This is a genomic window from Shimia sp. Alg240-R146, assembly GCF_947331465.1.
Lineage (GTDB): Bacteria > Pseudomonadota > Alphaproteobacteria > Rhodobacterales > Rhodobacteraceae > Shimia.
This window is the reverse complement of record NZ_CAMZOK010000002.1, coordinates 816,849-833,843: the sequence shown is the minus strand read 5'-3', so window position 1 is coordinate 833,843 and position 16,995 is coordinate 816,849. Positions and strand designations below refer to the sequence as shown.

Below are 16,995 nucleotides of genomic sequence, written 5' to 3'. Positions count from 1 at the left end.
AGCACACCAGGTTTCGGCGTGCGCCGCATCCCGTGCAATGCGGCCCAATCCATCAGACCACAAGTCCCGCGCCCTCTTGCGCCAACTTCCAGTTCAACGCGTCCAACAGAGCCTCAAAACTTGCGTCCACTATGTTGGCCGACACGCCCACGCTGGCCCACCGCCGTCCCGCGTCATCCTCAAAGTCTATAATCACGCGGGTCACTGCCTCGGTGCCGCCGTTGGTTATGCGCACCTTGAAATCCACCAGCCGCACATCGCTGACGATACCCTGATACGGCCCAAGATCCGCCTTAAGCGCCTGCCAAAGCGCGTTGACCGGCCCTTCGTCGGACATGTCCTCGGCGTGGTCGTTCTTGAAGAAACTCGTGGTCTTGGCACCGTTGGGCAACTGCACCGTCACCACCGCTTCGCTCTCCACCACGGTCGCGCCACGCGCATTTCGCCGCCGCTCGGAGATCACCCGATATCGCTCGACATCAAAAAACCGCTGCCCCAAGCCAAGCGCGTCCCGCGCCAAAAGCTCAAAGCTCGCCTGCGCCGTGTCGTAACTATAGCCTGCCGCTTCGCGCTCTTTAATGCGGTTCAGGATCTCACCAAGCGCCGCGTCGCCTTTTTCGACCGCCAACCCCGCATCCGCCAGCCGCTTGCGCAGGTTGGACTGACCGGCCTGATTGGACATTGGAATAATGCGCTCATTGCCAACAACGGACGGCTCAACATGCTCATAGGTGGTCGGGTTTTTCAGGATCGCGCTGGCATGCAGTCCGGCTTTGTGCGCGAACGCACTCGCCCCGACATAAGCCGCCTGCCGCATTGGCACGCGGTTGAGTATATCATCCAACATCCGGCTCGCCCGCGTCAAACCCGCCAACGCCTCACGGCTCACGCCAATCTCGAACTGGCTGGCATAAGGCTCCTTGAGCAACAACGTCGGCACCAAAGTTGTCAGATTGGCGTTGCCACAGCGCTCGCCGAGGCCGTTCAACGTGCCTTGGATCTGCCGCGCACCCGCATCCACGGCCGCCAGCGAATTGGCCACAGCGTGCTCGGTGTCATTATGGGTGTGAATGCCCAGATGATCACCGGGAATACCGGCTGCAATCACGGCTTTTGTGATCTCATACACCTCACGCGGCAAAGCCCCGCCATTGGTGTCACACAACACAACCCACCGCGCACCAGCCGCATAAGCCGCGGTCACAGCCTCCAGCGCATAAGCCGGGTTGGCTTTGTAGCCGTCAAAGAAATGCTCCGCGTCAAACAACGCCTCTCGGCCTTGCGCCACCAGATAGGCCACGGATTTCGTGATGTTTTCAACGTTCTCCGGCAAGCTGATGCCAAGCGCCGTGGTGACGTGGAAATCGTGGGTTTTGCCGACCAGACAGACCGCTGGCGTCTGCGCGTTGATCACCGCCGCCAACACATCATCGTTTTCCGCAGACATGCCCGCGCGCTTGGTCATGCCAAAGGCTGTAAATGTGGCCCCGAGCTTGGGCTTGATCTCAAAGAATTCGCTGTCCGTTGGGTTCGCGCCCGGCCAGCCGCCTTCGATGTAATCCACACCCATTTCATCCAAAACAGCTGCGATTTGCGCCTTTTCGGATGTGGCAAATTGCACGCCCTGTGTCTGCTGTCCGTCCCGCAATGTGGTGTCGTAGAGGTACAGCCGTTCCTTACTCACAACAGCCCCTCCAGCTTGCTCGCATCAAAGCCCGCCGCCGGCAGCAATTCGACACCCGCCTTGCTCATACGCACCTCAACACCCGCCGCCACCAACGCACCTTTGATGCGGTCCACCTCAGAGAAGTTCTTGCTTTCCATTGCTTTAACGCGAGTTACTTCTAGTTTTTTTCCGATTTCTGACAAAAGCTTTGAATGCTGAAAGTTACTAGAAACTCCAAACACCTTCGGGGTTTCGTCCACTATATTGAACTGAACACGGCACTCGTCGGACATAAAACCAAGTAGTCGAGCATTGTCTAAAAGTGCCTGAGGATTGGCTGTCATTTTTCGAAGCTTCGACAACGCAAGATGCGTGTTCAAATCGTTAGACAGCGCGTCCAATATATCCTTGTCCGCAACAAATTCGGCCTCGTTCGTAGGCTCTAAATCAACTGTTAATTCGTACCATCTGCGCAATGTAGCTTCCGCGTTCCTTGCCTTCTCAACCGTCCAATCCATCGGTTTACGATAATGCGTGCTCAGAAACACAAACCGCACCACCTCACCCGGAATGCCTTCATCCAGCAAATCCCGCACGGTAAAGAAATTGCCCAAAGACTTGGACATCTTCTTGCCTTCCACCTGCAGCATTTCGTTGTGCAGCCAATAATTCGCCATGCTCTGCCCGCCATTGGCACAGCAGCTTTGCGCGATCTCGTTCTCATGGTGCGGGAACATCAAATCATTGCCGCCGCCGTGAATATCAAACGACGCGCCCAGCAATTCATAACTCATGGCCGAGCATTCAATATGCCACCCGGGACGTCCGCGTCCCCAAGGACTATCCCACCCCGGCGTCGCGTCATCAGACGGCTTCCACAAAACAAAATCCATCGGATCTTCTTTGTAGGACGCCACCTCAACTCGTGCGCCTGCGATCATATCATCCACAGACCGGCCCGACAGCTTGCCATAATCGGCGTATTTGCGCACCCGAAACAAAACGTGGCCCTCATGCGCATAGGCAAACCCGTCCGCGATCAGCTTTTCGATCATCGTCACCATCTGCGCGATATACTGGGTTGCGCGCGGCATATGATCGGGCTCCATCGCCCCAAGCGCGCCCATGTCGTCCAGATACCACTGCGTTGTCTCAGACGTGATCTCGCCAATGCTACGCCCGCTTTCGGCGGCCCGCGCGTTGATCTTGTCATCCACATCGGTGAAGTTGCGCACATAGGTCACATGATCAGCGCCATAGACCTCGCGCAACAGCCGATAAAGCACGTCAAACACCACCACAGGCCGCGCATTGCCAATATGGGCGCGGTCATAAACCGTCGGCCCACAGACATACATCCGCACATTTTCCGGATCGATGGGCGCAAAGATTTCCTTCTTGCGGCTCAGCGAGTTGTGCAGCTTGATCTCGGTCATAAGTGGCTCCTCAGCACACAGGGTTGGCACGCGCGGTTTATCCGTGGCGGGCTTAGCAACTCTGAGACTTTATTGGAATAGAGGAACGGCCCGCCTGACGATGTCAGCAGGTAATGCAGCAGATAATAATGGTGCGTGCTTTGTTCATGATGGCGACCGTAGGCCGCGCATAGGTTCAGGTCAAGCATGTCCATTTTGGGCGTTGACGCACATGACGCTCTGACCCATCCTCGCAGCATGAGCCGCGACCTCGTAAACACCATCTGCGCCACGTTTCCAGGCGCTGACCTCTCCGATCCTTGGGGCGGAGGTCATGATGCGTGGAAAGTCGGTGGTAAAATGTTCGCCAGCATGGGATCAGCCACGCCCGGCGTCTCCGTGAAGACAGACAGTATCGAGACCGCGCAAATGCTGATTGATGCCGGCGTCGGCTCAAAAGCGAAATACTTCCACCGCAGCTGGATCAACATACCACAGGACGGTGACGAAGAAGAACTCCGCCACCGCCTTACGGTCTCCTATGACATTGTGCGTTCAGGACTGACCAAGAAACTTCAGAATAGCCTGCCGCCGCGCGAAACAACCTGACATCTTAGCGGTTGCGCGCCTCGATCTCCTCAAGACACCCTTCACAGATAGCCATGATTCTTGCGTGGCCCTCAGAAACATCATTCCACGCGCCTTGCTCTTCGAAGACGTCATTGCAGCTCCGGCACCACGCGCTACGAAACGGCCATTCTGGATCGTCGCCGTCGCCCTCAAAGAAGCCGATACCGCGCCCGTGCTGCAAATGACTGCAAATAAAGGCAGGCCTACGCAAACCGTGGCGACTACATTCCATTTTACTGTCTTTTGTCAGCGGTTTCCCCACGACTGCCTCCTCAGTTTGCCTTCCTAAAGCCTAGTTTTGCATCACAAAGTTGTGCTGGCAAGCACGCCCCCTCCCCAAGACATTAAAGTCCTGCCGCACTCCCGTCTTTGCCTTGCCAACCGTGCAAATTCGAAGATCAAGCATGTCCATTTGGGCGTTGACGCACATGACGCTCTGACCCATCCTCACAGCATGAGCCGAGACCTCGTCAACACCATCTGCGCCACATTTCCAGGCGCTGACCTCTCCGATCCTTGGGGCGGAGGTCATGATGCGTGGAAAGTCGGTGGCAAAATGTTCGCCAGCATGGGATCAGCCACGCCCGGCGTCTCCGTGAAGACAGACAGCATCGAGACCGCGCAAATGCTGATTGATGCCGGCGTCGGCTCAAAAGCGAAATACTTCCACCGCAGCTGGATCAACATCCCGCTAGACGGTGACGAAGAAGAACTCCGCCACCGCCTTACGGTCTCCTATGACATTGTGCGCTCAGGACTGACTAAGAAACTTCAGAACAGCCTGCCGCCGCGCAGCCAATAACGTTGCCTGCTGCGGCACCCGTGTGATCTGTCGCCTGCTCCACAACCGTGCGCGCGTACGTCGCCCCAATGGCAAGCGCAGCTTTGCTCCGGTTTGCGCAAGTATCGTCAGCGCGATGCCCACCGCCGTCACGCCGGCCCCAACCCAGCTGAGCGGTCCATAGTGTTCCCCCAAAAACACCACAGCGCTCAGCAGCCCGATCGCTGCCGCGACATAGCCGATCTGGCTCAGCAACACAGGCCCCCCAATCTTTTGCAGCTTGAAATAGGCAGGAAAGGTCAGCGCCGCCGCCGCCAGTTGCACCATTGCGGCCCCCGGCACCTTCTGGATTTCCTCCAGTGGCAGGCCCTCACCGCGCACAACTTGCACGCCGATCAACGCCAACACCGCCACGAGATGCGCCCAGAAAGCCAGCGCCATCGGATGCGCCCCTGCAGGCCAATCCAGCGTGCGATAGACATTGCCCACCGCCAGAACCAACGGAATGGACAGTGCCAGAAGCGACCAGACCAACGTCCCGTCCACGCCGCCACGGCCAAAAGCCACCATGAGGGCCCCTACAAGACCAACGCAGATCCCTGCAATCCCAAGGCCGTTTGGGGCTTTCATGCCAAACATCAAAGACACAGCAAGTGTTGCCACGGGCGACAACGCAAACATCATGCCCACCTGCCCCGCGCCCACCTTGGGCACCAGCCCAAAGATCATCAGGTTGATCCCGGCAAAGCTGATCAGGCCGGAAATCACCACATAGCGCAGCATTTTGCCGCGTGGCAGCCGCAACAAGCCTCTCGCGGCGAGAAACGGCATCAACGACAGGCTCGCCCCCACCGACACCAGCAACGCCCACATCACCGGCGGCACACCGGCGCCCGCTGCTACCTTGCCCAGTGGAAATGACACGCCCAACAACGTGCCACACCACAAGAGCAGCCCCACAGGGCCCACACTCCTCGCCTCAGTCATAGCTCACGACCTCATATTCGATGCCTTCTGGCCCGTCGAAATAGAACCGCAAGCCCGGTTCGTAATCGCCATGGCTGTGTGGTTGGTATCCGGCTGCTTTGACACGCGCTTCTACCGCTGCCAAGTCATCGACAACCACGCCGATGTGGTTCAACCCGGCCACATGCCGATAACGCTCGGCCTCGGGTTTCAACGCCACCGCAGGCGCATAGACCGCCAAATAGCTTTCGTCATCGCCGACGTGCACAGTGTACCCGTTGTCCTTGGCCTCACCTTCCCAACGCACGTGCCATCCAAACAGTTCACACAGAATTGCCGCCGTCGCTTTTGGATCGCGTACACACAAGTTCACATGTTCAAGTCTCATTGCTCTTGTCCTTTAAGAAATATTCGATGGACACAGCCTAATTCCTCAAGTTAACTTTAGCTCAACAACTTTTTATTTAACAAAAACAGTATCTCATGAAAAAACATCTTCGCCTGCGCCCCACCGGCCTCACCATCGGATCAATTGCCGACCGCACAGGGCTCGCTGTTTCGGCTATCCGATACTACGAAGACCAAGGGCTGGTTTTCCCCGACCGAACAGACACCGGTCAACGCCGTTACGCCCGCAGCGACATTCGCCGCCTCAGCTTCGTGATGATCACTCAGGGTATGGGGTTCTCCATCGCCGAAATTCGCGCCGCCCTTCAGCGTCTGCCGGAAAACCGCACCCCCAACAAAGCGGACTGGGAAAACCTCTCAAACCTCTTCCGCACGGAACTCGACGCCCGCATCGCGCAGATGCAAGCGCTGCGCGACAAACTCGACGGCTGCATCGGTTGCGGCTGCCTGAGCCTGACCAACTGCAAACTTTACAACAAAGACGACCGTATGCAGCGCCGCGGCCAAGGGCCTCGGTTTCTGCTTGGCGACTCGCCAGACAGCCTCACCTGAAATTCTTTTTGGTCTACAAAACCTTTAAGCGAACTCGCGCCCGTCAACGGGCCAAGTCCCCTCAAACGGCACCGTCGCGTTGCCTCCGCGTTGCCGACGCAATACCGACACTTCAAACGACATCCACGCCTCGAATATGACCACCATCACAGAATTGCATTTGACGCACCCCTTCTTTGGGTGTCACCACTCCGGCAAACAGGACTTCAGGGGGCCAAAAAATGCAGCTTTCTCAACGTATCACTCACATCACCGGCGGCGGCTCTGACGGCTGGGACGTCTTTTACAAGGCGCGCCGTATGATAGCCGACGGCGAGCCAGTAATCGAACTCACCATTGGCGAGCATGACATCGGCACGGATGCAGTCATTCTCGGTGCCATGGACCGGTCCGCACGCGGCGGCCACACCGGCTATGCTATGGTGCCAGGCACGCAAGACTTACGGGAATCCGTTGCAGCACGCATTCAGGAAAGAACTGGTGTTCCAACAACTTACGAGAACATCCTGATCACACCCGGAGGTCAGGCTGGCTTGTTCGCCGCCCACGTCGCAACCTGCAACAGCGGCGATCGCGCGCTCTATATCGACCCGTATTATGCCACCTATCCCGGTACCATCCGCGGCGTCGGTGCGGAGCCTGTTGTGGTGCGCACCCGAGCCGAAGACGCCTTTCAGCCGCGTGCGGAAGACATTCAGGTCGAGGCAGCAAAAGGCGCGGCGTCGCTCTTGATCAACACGCCCAACAACCCGACGGGGATCGTCTACAGTTCTGAAACCCTTGAAGGAATCGCGGGCGTTTGCCGCGACAACAACATCTGGCTGATCTCGGACGAGGTTTACGACACTCAAGTTTGGGATGGCGAACACATCAGCCCGCGCAGCCTGCCCGATATGGCAGAGCGCACTTTGGTTGTGGGCTCGATGTCCAAGTCACACGCCATGACCGGCAGCCGTGTCGGCTGGGTCTGCGGCCCCAAGGACGCCATTGAGCACCTGATCAATCTGGCCACTCACACCACGTACGGTGTGGCCGGGTTCATTCAGGACGCAGCCGCCTTTGCGCTTGAGCAAGGCCCTGATCTTGAAGAAGAAATCGCCGCACCCTTCCGCCGTCGCCGCCAGATTGCGCGCGACATATTGGCGGATCAGAACACTGTTGGACTGATCCCTGCGCAAGGCGCGATGTACCTGATGCTCGATGTGCGCGCCACGGGCCTTAGCGGCGAAGACTTCGCCAACAGCTTGCTCGACACCCACAGAATCGCGACCATGCCGGGCGAAAGCTTTGGCACCGCCGCCCATGGCCACGTACGGGTTGCCATGACAGTGGATGACGACACGTTTGCCAAGGCGCTGAAAACATTGGTAGATCACGCGAAATCTCTGTCATCTTAACGCATGAAAGGCCCGTTTGCGACATATGTCGCAAATGGGTTGGACAGCTCTCCAAGTGACTCGCACACTGAGGCAACACGGAGAGAAGCCATGCAAGGCGTTCGTTGCAAAATCAAATTGGTGATCCTCACCATCGGCGCCGACCGGGGCCGTGCAGCGCGTGGACGACCGTAAACCTGTTCAAATCTCGTTTTTGAACACTTTTACAGGACCTTAAGTACATGAATGCACCCGTTTCCCGCCGTTCCGGCGGCCGCGCCGCGCGTCGCGCCTCCCGCGCAGCACCGCTCTCGCAAGACATCCGCCCAGTCCGCGCGGGTCTTGAAGGCGGCCGTTATAAGCCCCTCACCGATCGTGATATGCAGCGCATACACGAAACCGCGCTGGATGCTATGGAACAAATCGGCTTCGCCGACGCACCCCAATCCGGCATCGACTATTTGACCGCTGCTGGGGCCGAGTTGGGCGATGATGGCCGCATTCGAATTCCCCGAGCACTGGTTGAGGATTCCCTCGCAAAAGCTTGTAAAGACATCACTTTGCCGGGTCGAGATCCGCAATTTGATCTGCATCTCAACGGCCACCGTGTCCATTATGGCACCGCCGGCGCCGCGGTGCATATGGTGGACGTCGACGGAAAACACTACCGCGACTCCACCCTGCAAGACTTGCATGATGCGGCCCGCATCACCAACGCGCTCGACAATATCCACTTCCTGCAACGTCCCATGGTGGCGCGCGACGTTCTCGACAACAGAGAAATGGACCTGAACACCATTTACGCCTGCACATCCGGCACCACCAAACACATCGGCACGTCATTCACCGACCCCAGCTTTGTGCCTGACGCGCTTGAGATGTTGCACATGATCGCAGGCGGTGAAGACAAATGGCGCGAGCGGCCTTTTCTCAGCAATTCCAATTGCTTCGTCGTCCCTCCGATGAAGTTCGCCACCGAATCCTGCGAAGTTATGGAGGCCTGCATTCGTGGCGGCATGCCCGTTTTGCTGCTCTCTGCCGGCATGGCTGGCGCAACTGCCCCCTCCACGATCGCCGGCGCCATCGTTCAGGCAGTTGCGGAATGCCTCGCGGGCATCGTCTATGTGAACGCCATCAAGCCCGGCCACCCCGCAATTTTCGGCACATGGCCGTTTGGCTTGGATTTGCGCACCGGCGCCATGACTGGAGGCTCTGGAGAACAAGCGCTGCTGTCCGCAGGTTGCGCTCAGATGCACAAGTTTTATGGCATTCCCGGCGGCGCGGCAGCAGGTATCGCTGACAGCAAACTGCCGGATATGCAGGCCGGTTGGGAACAGATGTGCTCCAATGTGATGGCCGGTCTGTCCGGTCTCAACATGGTGTATGAAGCCGCTGGAATGCACGCCTCTCTGCTTGGCTTTTGTCACGAATCCCTGATCCTCGGGGATGACATTATCGGCCAAGCGTTGCGCTGTGTGCGCGGGATCGAAGTTGACGACGAAACCTTGGCACTCGAGCAAATCAAAGAAGTTTGCCTTGGCGGAACCGGCCACTATCTCGGCACAGACGCCACCCTAAGCCGCATGCAAAAAGATCATGTATATCCGACATTTGGCGACCGAACCTCACCCAAAGAATGGGTGGAACGCGACAAACCGGATCTGATTGCCAAAGCCGTCAAACGCAAAGAAGACATCCTCGCGGAACCTTCCGCTGCCCGTTTTGACCCAATCCTCGATCAACGATTGCGCGCCCGATTCAACATCTATCTGCCGGCCTGAGCTTTCCTCTTGCCGCAAATATTCTGGGGGAGTCGTCGCCTGCTACGACGGGGGGAAAACCCCCTAAACCTCCAAGCAGACAAAAAAATTGGGGGGCGATTGCCCCCCAGTTTCGCCATTCAGGCTCACTCTTGATACCGCTCGATGTTTTTTGCCTGCGGCCTGAATGTCGTCGGAGCAAGCGCACTCGCTCCGTGTCCCGCCAAGGCTTCGCAAAGCCTCGGCAAATTTCTATCTCGTCGGGGGCACGAAGGCCCCCTACCCAAGGTCCCCCCCGGGATCAGCTACAGCCGCTTGTGCCGCCGCATGTGTTGCACTTCATGCAGGTGCCGTTTCGCACCAGCGTGTAATTGCCGCAATCGCCACAAGGATCGCCTTCGTAGCCCTGCATCTTGGCTTTGGCACGGGCGTCCATACCACCACTTGTGACTGTTCCGCTTGATACCGCCGTGGTTGCGGCTGCCGCAACCGTTGCCGTTGCGGCAACTGCAGCCATGCCCGCAGTTTCAGGTACCAAAGTGTTCAGCGTCGCCACCGGATCGCTCGAATTTTGAGCGCCACCGTTCAAAACAACCAATTCTTGCGGCAAACGTTTGCGTAGATACCCGGTCGACGAGATCTGTTTAAGCACTTCCAACGACCTCGTTGCCGCGCTTTCGCTCAGCTCGGAAACATTGGACACTCCCTCTTCCTCGCCGCGGCCAATGTCGTCAAAGGTTGTACCTTCCGGCTTGATATGCGCCAGATCGGTGCGGTCCAGATAGCTCACCGCCAGCTCGCGGAAGATGTAATCCAGGATCGATGTTGCATTTTTGATGCTGTCGTTGCCCTGCACCATGCCGGCGGGTTCGAACTTGGTGAATGTGAACGCATCGACAAACTCTTCCAGCGGCACGCCATATTGCAGGCCCACCGAAACAGCGATGGCAAAGTTGTTCATCATCGCCCGGAAACCGGCGCCTTCTTTGTGCATATCGATGAAGATTTCACCAAGGTTGCCATCAGAATATTCACCTGTCCGCAGATAGACTTTGTGCCCACCAACAACCGCTTTCTGAGTGTAACCTTTGCGACGCTCAGGCATTTTTTCACGCCCGCGCGCCACTTCCTTGACCACGATCTTCTCGATGATTTTCTCGGCCAGAACCTGCGCCTTTTCGTGGTTTGACCCACTCTCAAGCACTTCTGCCGCATCATCATCATCTTCAACAAGCGCTGCTGCCAATGGCTGGCTCAACTTGGACCCGTCCCGATACAACGCGTTGGCTTTGATACCCAAAGACCAGCTCAGCTCATAAGCTTTCTGACAGTCCTCGATAGTGGCGTCGTTTGGCATGTTGATGGTTTTGGAAATCGCACCCGAGATAAACGACTGTGCAGCCGCCATCATTGTGATGTGGCTGTCCACATGCAGGAAGCGTTTTCCCTTTTTGCCACAAGGGTTTGCACAGTCAAAGATGTGGTAGTGCTCTTCCTTGAGGAACGGCGCGCCTTCCAGGGTCATTGTGCCGCAAACATGGTCGTTTGCCGCTTCGATATCCGCTTTGGAATACCCAAGCGAAGCCAACAGATCAAAGCTCGGATCGTTGAGCTTGTCTGTCGGAATACCCAAAACGTTGGTGCAGAACTCTTCGCCCAGCGTCCACTGGTTGAATACGAACCGGATGTCAAAAGCCGACCCAAGCGCTGCCTCAACCTTGTCGATTTCGTTCTGACCGAAGCCATGACCAATCAAAGACGTGTGGTTGATGCCCGGCGCGTTGCCGATGCTTCCGTGGCCTACGGCATAGCCGACGATTTCTTCGATCTGAGCCGAAGAATAGCCCAGACCTTCCAGCGCCGAAGGCACCGAGCGGTTGATGATCTTGAAATAACCGCCACCGGCAAGCTTCTTGAACTTCACCAAGGCAAAGTCAGGCTCGATACCGGTTGTGTCGCAATCCATCACCAGACCAATTGTGCCGGTCGGCGCAATCACAGACGTCTGAGCGTTGCGATAGCCGTGCTTTTCGCCAAGCGCCAGCGCTTCGTCCCAGCTTGTCTGCGCCAGTACCACCAGCTTTTGGTCAGGACAGTTTTCCATGTCCAAAGCCACAGGCTTGATCGCCAAGCCTTCATAACCGTCAGTCTCGCCATATGACGCGCGACGGTGGTTACGGATCACCCGCAGCATGTGCTCGCTGTTGCGCGCATAACCGCTAAAGGCCCCCAACTCGCCCGCCATCTCGGCCGACGTTGCATAAGACACGCCGGTCATGATCGCTGTCAGCGAACCGGCCAGTGCACGACCTTCGTCGCTGTCATAACCAAAGCCCATATTCATCAGCAGGCCACCGATGTTGGCATAGCCCAGACCCAAGGTGCGGAAGTCATAAGACAGCTGCGCGATCTCTTTGGACGGGAACTGCGCCATAGTGACTGAGATTTCCAGCGTCACAGTCCACAGACGTGTGGCGTGCATGTAATCTTCGGCTTGGAACTCGCCATCCTTCAGGAAGGTCAGCAGGTTCATCGACGCCAGGTTACAAGCCGTATCATCAAGGAACATATATTCCGAACACGGGTTGGACCCTCGGATTTCACCGTCTTCTGGGCATGTGTGCCACGCATTAACCGTGTCGTGGTACTGGATGCCGGGATCGGCACAGGCCCAAGCGGCGTGGCCAACGTCTTCCCACAGCTTGCGGGCCTTGATGGTCTTGGCGACCGTTCCGTCTGTGCGGCGGATCAGCTCCCAGTCGGCGTCATTTTCCACAGCCTTCAAGAAGGCGTCGGTCACGCGGATCGAGTTGTTGGAGTTTTGACCCGAGACAGATGCATAGGCTTCGCTGTCCCAATCAGTGTCATATGTCGGGAACTCGATGCTGGCATAGCCCTGCTTGGCATAATCCAACACGCGTTTGACATAAGTCTCTGGTATCGCGACCTTTTTGGCCTCACGAACCGCGGCCTTCAGTGCGTCGTTGGCTTTGGGGTCAAAGGCATCTTCCGCTTTGCCGTCCCACGCTTTGATCGCCGCAAAAATGCCGTTCAGCTTTTGCTCGTGCATCTTGGAGCCAGCCACGATCGACGCGACCTTCTGCTCTTCTTTGACTTTCCAATTAATGTACTCTTCGACATCAGGGTGGTCCGCATCCACGATCACCATCTTGGCCGCGCGGCGTGTGGTGCCACCCGATTTGATCGCACCGGCTGCGCGGTCGCCAATCTTCAAAAAGCCCATCAGGCCCGACGATTTACCGCCGCCCGACAGCGATTCCCCATCCGCCCGCAAGCTCGAGAAGTTCGTGCCTGTGCCAGAGCCGTATTTGAACAAGCGCGCTTCACGCACCCACAGGTCCATGATGCCACCATCACCCACCAGATCATCGCTGACCGACTGAATGAAACAGGCGTGCGGCTGGGGGTGTTCATAGCTGGATTTGGATTTGGTCAGCTTGCCCGACTTATAGTCCACATAATAGTGCCCCTGCGCCGGACCATCGATGCCATATGCCCAGTGCAAACCGGTGTTGAACCACTGCGGGCTGTTTGGCGCCGCGCGTTGTGTCGCCAGCATAAAGCGCATTTCGTCGAAATAAGCCTGCGCGTCTTCTTCTGTGGAGAAGTAGCCGCCCTTCCAACCCCAATAGGTCCAAGCCCCTGCCAGCCGGTCAAATACCTGCTTCGCGCTGGTTTCTCCGCCGATCTCAACGTCGTCATTCGCGGGCACGGACCGCCACAGGAATTCCGGCACACCTTTTTCTTTTACTTTGCGCATTTTCGACGGCACGCCCGCCTTACGGAAGTATTTCTGCGCGATCACGTCACTGGCGACCTGGCTCCAGCTGCTGGGAACTTCAACTTCATCAAGACGGAAAACGATCGACCCGTCCGGGTTGCGAATTTCCGACTCGGTTTTTACAAAATCCAGCGCTGCGTAAGCGTCTTGTCCTGCCTTGGTGAATTTTCTTTCGATTTTCATCGCTGCCTCGTGTTTCCGCTCAACTTGTCCCATTGCGGCCCATCAACGCTCCAAAGCGTGAACGGCGAAACCGACAAACAGACAAAGAAATAGCGCCGCCAACCGCCACATAGGCCGCTGGTGTGTGGTGCCGGACTTCGCCGACTTGCATTTTGAATTCAGTCCCTGTTCGGCAACTGCGCCACTATATGTGGTGGCGCTTCGCAACCGCTCACACAAACTGGCGTATTCACCCCTAAATCGTCAACGCCTAAATTTTGGAGAAACTCGGATTTCTGGTCTTGACCGAAGGCCTCGATTTAGCGTCCGGCGGGGTTTGCGCGATTCCCTGCCCAATGCGCCGCATCGCAGCAATTGGGCTCACACATTATCTATCGAAGCAAAGGAATTGAAAACATGCGTTTTTCCGGTATTCCCTTATCAAATGCTCAAAAAACACCAGATATAGTCGCGATGAAAAATTTAGCACAACATATACCAATTTTTCGCATTTTTGACACATTCAAGTGCGCAAAAACACGAATCAGCAGTCCGCCGCTTGCCTATTGGCGAGCGGTGGACTGCTGATTGCTATTCAGAAGAAAATGGTCGGGACGGCAAGATTCGAACTTGCGACCCCCTGTACCCAAAACAGGTGCGCTACCAGACTGCGCTACGCCCCGGACCGTGGAGCACCGTTTAGCCTGCACTTTCAGGAATGAAAACCCCAAAGAAGTCATTCACAGCGCCAAGATGCATTTTCTTGTGCAATATCTGCGTGGCGCAGCTCGGTACCGGCATCAATTCCCATCGCGCGGGCCAATCCACCGTTGATTTCGAGCACATATCGCACGGCATTGCCCCCAGGAATCGGCGACTCGTCCAGCGGCACGGCCTCGTGATGCACATGGCGCACCACGCCCGCATTGTCGGCAAATATCAGATCGAGGGGAATCAGCGTGTTGCGCATCCAAAAGGAGGCCGGCTGCGCGTATTCATAGACAAAGAGCATACCCGCGCTCATCGGCATGCTCTCGCGATGCATCAATCCCTGCGCCCGTTCCGCATCTGTGTCCGCCACTTCGACCGTAAACCGGGCCTGTCCCCAGTCCCCTCGTAACTCAAGCGAGCCTGCCGTGCAGCCCGCCCAAACTGACGAAGCCGCGCCCAAGGACGCGGCCACACAGCCTGTAAACAGAACTCGATTGGCAATCTTGCCAAAGTTTATGAAAGCGCGTTTTCCCATGCCTGAACCTCGGTCGCCATTCGGCCGCGCTTTCCGTCGATCACCCGCAACGCGAGCGCTTCACCCGGTTGCAGATCCGCAAGACCGGACCGGCGCAGCACTTCGATATGCAAAAAGATATCCTCAGGTTGACCGAAAATATTGGCAAAGCCAAACCCTTTGCCTTTGTCGAACCATTTTACCCGCGCGGGCTCCAACGGCGCAGAGCGAATCTCATCAAGATCCAACCCTTCGAAATCCGACAATGGCACCGCCATATCGGTATCAGGCGGCTCAATCTGGAACACTTCCACGGCCTGAGCGCCTCGGTCGGTCACTTGCACCGACACCTCTATGCGTGACGAATCCGCCACCGAACTCTGTCCAAAATTGCGAAGCACATTTGCGTGCAACAAAATGTCAGACCCCCCCTGGTCTGACACGATGAATCCGAATCCCTTTACAGGATCGAACCACTTCACCTCGCCCGTTATGCGCGAGATGTCATTCTCTACAGTCGTCAAAGCATTTACCTTAGTCTTTATCATCCCCATGATGATTTAAGAGTGAGGCATTCGTTCAAAATCGGCAAGCGCAAAAATGGTATGTTTTTCACCCGCTTGCAATTTTGAAATATTGTTCCTCAGGGGTTGAGGCGCACAATTCCCCAAGCATTATCAGTGTCTTCACGAGTCCACCGAAACCGGTCGTGCAGACGAAACGCACCATCCGCCCAAAACTCGATTTCGCTAGGTGTGACCCGATAGCCACCCCAAAATGGTGGGCGCTTCGGCATTGGGCCATGCGCGGCTGTAATTTTTGCCACTTTCGCCATCAACTCTGTGCGCGCGCCCAAAGGCTGCGACTGCCGGGAGGCCCAGGCCCCAAGGCGGCTCTTGAGCGAGCGGGACTCATAATAGGCGTCGGCCTGAGGTCCCTCTTCTCTGGTGACCACCCCCCTCACCCGAATTTGACGGCGCAAAGATTTCCAGTGAATCACAAAGGCGGCTTTGCCCGAACTGTCGATTTCCTGCGCTTTGGCGCTGCCATAGTTGGTGTAAAACACAAAGGCATCGTCCTCGATGTCCTTCAAAAGCACCATGCGCGCATTGGGCAGGCCGTCGCTGTCCACAGTGGATAGGGCAATCGCGTTGGGGTCGTTGGGCTCGCTCTTTTCCGCCTCTGCCAACCAACTGCGGGCAATCGCAAAGGGGTCATCGCCTTCGAAAATTCCGGTTCTATCGCTCATTTTGACCTCCATTCAGGCAAATCAGTGGCTTTTGATCATACGCGCCGCACTTGATGCATGTGAATCAATCGCCTAAAGGACTTCAATACCGAATTCGGACTAGGAGCAACCGATGTCTAATCAATTGATGGCGGGCAAGCGTGGCCTGATCATGGGCCTCGCCAATGACAAGTCTATCGCCTGGGGCATCGCCAAGGCCTGCGCCGACGCCGGTGCCGAGCTGGCCTTCTCTTATATGGGCGACGCATTCAAGAAACGCGTGGTCCCTCTGGCGGAGCAGTTGGGTGTGGAAACACTGATTGATTGCGACGTGTCCGACCCCGCATCGCTTGACGCGGCCTTTGATGAAATCGAAGCCAAATGGGGCAAGATTGACTTCATCGTGCACGCCATCGGGTTCTCCGACAAAAACGAACTGCGTGGCCGTTACGTCGATACATCCAAAGACAACTTCCTGATGACGATGGACATCTCTGTGTATTCCTTCACCGCTGTGATGCAACGCGCCGAGAAACTGATGGGCGAAGGCGGTTCTGCTTTGACCCTGACCTACTATGGCGCCGAACAGGTTATGCCCCACTACAATGTCATGGGCATCGCCAAAGCCGCGCTTGAGGCCTCTGTGAAATATCTCGCCGAAGATCTCGGCCGCGACGGCATCCGCGTGAACGCCATCTCCGCTGGTCCGATTAAGACGTTGGCCGCCTCCGGCATTGGCGACTTCCGCTACATCCTGAAATGGAACGAGCTGAACTCCCCGCTGCGTCGCAACGTGACCATCGACGATGTCGGCAACTCGGCACTTTATCTGCTGTCCGATCTCGGCTCCGGCGTCACCGGCGAGAACCTGCACGTCGATGCAGGTTATCACGTCGTCGGCATGAAAGCGGTCGATAGCCCCGACATCGACGCAGTGACAGGTCGGAAGTGAGACCAAACTGATGCCAAAGGTTTCAAAGGGCGGTCTCCTGATCGTCCTTTTCCTTATTGTGGGGACATCACT

15 protein-coding genes and 1 tRNA gene are annotated in these 16,995 nt (G+C 56.8%); 6 read left to right on the top strand and 10 right to left on the bottom strand.

The window, feature by feature from the left end:
* Positions 1-52 precede the first annotated feature (52 nt).
* Positions 53-1,684, bottom strand: coding sequence for a citramalate synthase (gene cimA / locus PG871_RS13275; RefSeq protein WP_270730036.1), 1,632 nt, complete (start codon positions 1,682-1,684; stop codon positions 53-55).
* A complete protein-coding gene (cysS, locus tag PG871_RS13270) occupies positions 1,681-3,102 on the bottom strand; it encodes a cysteine--tRNA ligase (protein ID WP_270730033.1) in 1,422 nt (473 codons plus the stop codon). Before cysS ends, cimA begins: the two co-directional genes overlap by 4 nt.
* A gap of 237 nt (positions 3,103-3,339) precedes the next feature.
* Here cysS and PG871_RS13265 point away from each other — a divergent pair, with 237 nt between their 5' ends.
* Positions 3,340-3,690, top strand: coding sequence for an MmcQ/YjbR family DNA-binding protein (locus PG871_RS13265; RefSeq protein ID WP_270730898.1), 351 nt, complete (start codon positions 3,340-3,342; stop codon positions 3,688-3,690).
* 4 nt (positions 3,691-3,694) lie between these two features.
* Here PG871_RS13265 and PG871_RS13260 read toward each other — a convergent pair whose 3' ends face one another.
* Complete coding sequence (locus PG871_RS13260) at positions 3,695-3,973, bottom strand: hypothetical protein (RefSeq protein ID WP_270730032.1); 279 nt, start codon at positions 3,971-3,973, stop codon at positions 3,695-3,697.
* A 192-nt stretch (positions 3,974-4,165) separates the two neighbouring features.
* Between PG871_RS13260 and PG871_RS13255 the strand changes: the two genes are divergently transcribed.
* Positions 4,166-4,513 carry an MmcQ/YjbR family DNA-binding protein gene (locus PG871_RS13255; protein WP_270730030.1) on the top strand — a complete coding sequence of 116 codons (348 nt, stop codon included), beginning with the start codon at positions 4,166-4,168 and terminating at the stop codon, positions 4,511-4,513.
* Here the strand turns inward: PG871_RS13255 and PG871_RS13250 are convergent.
* Positions 4,463-5,479: a DMT family transporter gene (locus PG871_RS13250; protein ID WP_270730028.1), complete on the bottom strand. Its 1,017-nt coding sequence runs from the start codon at positions 5,477-5,479 to the stop codon at positions 4,463-4,465. The two genes, PG871_RS13255 and PG871_RS13250, sit on opposite strands and share 51 nt — an antisense overlap.
* Positions 5,472-5,846 (bottom strand): VOC family protein, encoded by a 375-nt coding sequence (locus PG871_RS13245; RefSeq protein ID WP_270730027.1) that lies wholly within the window; start codon positions 5,844-5,846, stop codon positions 5,472-5,474. The genes PG871_RS13250 and PG871_RS13245 overlap by 8 nt, the downstream gene beginning before the upstream one ends.
* A gap of 95 nt (positions 5,847-5,941) precedes the next feature.
* Between PG871_RS13245 and soxR the strand changes: the two genes are divergently transcribed.
* From soxR to PG871_RS13230, 3 genes are all read left to right on the top strand, one after another.
* Positions 5,942-6,418 (top strand): redox-sensitive transcriptional activator SoxR, encoded by a 477-nt coding sequence (gene soxR, locus PG871_RS13240; RefSeq protein ID WP_270730025.1) that lies wholly within the window; start codon positions 5,942-5,944, stop codon positions 6,416-6,418.
* Between the two features lie 221 nt (positions 6,419-6,639).
* Positions 6,640-7,815: a pyridoxal phosphate-dependent aminotransferase gene (locus tag PG871_RS13235; RefSeq protein WP_270730022.1), complete on the top strand. Its 1,176-nt coding sequence runs from the start codon at positions 6,640-6,642 to the stop codon at positions 7,813-7,815.
* Between the two features lie 221 nt (positions 7,816-8,036).
* On the top strand, positions 8,037-9,575 hold the full coding sequence (locus PG871_RS13230) for a trimethylamine methyltransferase family protein (RefSeq protein ID WP_270730021.1): 1,539 nt from the start codon (positions 8,037-8,039) through the stop codon (positions 9,573-9,575).
* A gap of 280 nt (positions 9,576-9,855) precedes the next feature.
* Here PG871_RS13230 and PG871_RS13225 read toward each other — a convergent pair whose 3' ends face one another.
* The 5 genes from PG871_RS13225 to pdxH form a co-directional block, all read right to left on the bottom strand.
* The gene (locus tag PG871_RS13225) at positions 9,856-13,539 is read right to left on the bottom strand and encodes a vitamin B12-dependent ribonucleotide reductase (protein WP_270730896.1); all 3,684 of its coding nucleotides are present in this window, start codon (positions 13,537-13,539) and stop codon (positions 9,856-9,858) included.
* A gap of 585 nt (positions 13,540-14,124) precedes the next feature.
* Positions 14,125-14,201, bottom strand: a tRNA-Pro gene (locus PG871_RS13220).
* A gap of 53 nt (positions 14,202-14,254) precedes the next feature.
* Complete coding sequence (locus PG871_RS13215) at positions 14,255-14,764, bottom strand: DUF192 domain-containing protein (protein WP_270730020.1); 510 nt, start codon at positions 14,762-14,764, stop codon at positions 14,255-14,257.
* On the bottom strand, positions 14,743-15,291 hold the full coding sequence (locus PG871_RS13210) for a cold-shock protein (protein ID WP_270730017.1): 549 nt from the start codon (positions 15,289-15,291) through the stop codon (positions 14,743-14,745). The genes PG871_RS13215 and PG871_RS13210 overlap by 22 nt, the downstream gene beginning before the upstream one ends.
* Positions 15,292-15,386: 95 nt before the next feature.
* A complete protein-coding gene (gene pdxH, locus PG871_RS13205; protein ID WP_270730013.1) occupies positions 15,387-15,992 on the bottom strand; it encodes a pyridoxamine 5'-phosphate oxidase in 606 nt (201 codons plus the stop codon).
* A 112-nt stretch (positions 15,993-16,104) separates the two neighbouring features.
* Between pdxH and fabI the strand changes: the two genes are divergently transcribed.
* A complete protein-coding gene (gene fabI / locus PG871_RS13200) occupies positions 16,105-16,923 on the top strand; it encodes an enoyl-ACP reductase FabI (protein ID WP_270730011.1) in 819 nt (272 codons plus the stop codon).
* Positions 16,924-16,995 lie beyond the last annotated feature (72 nt).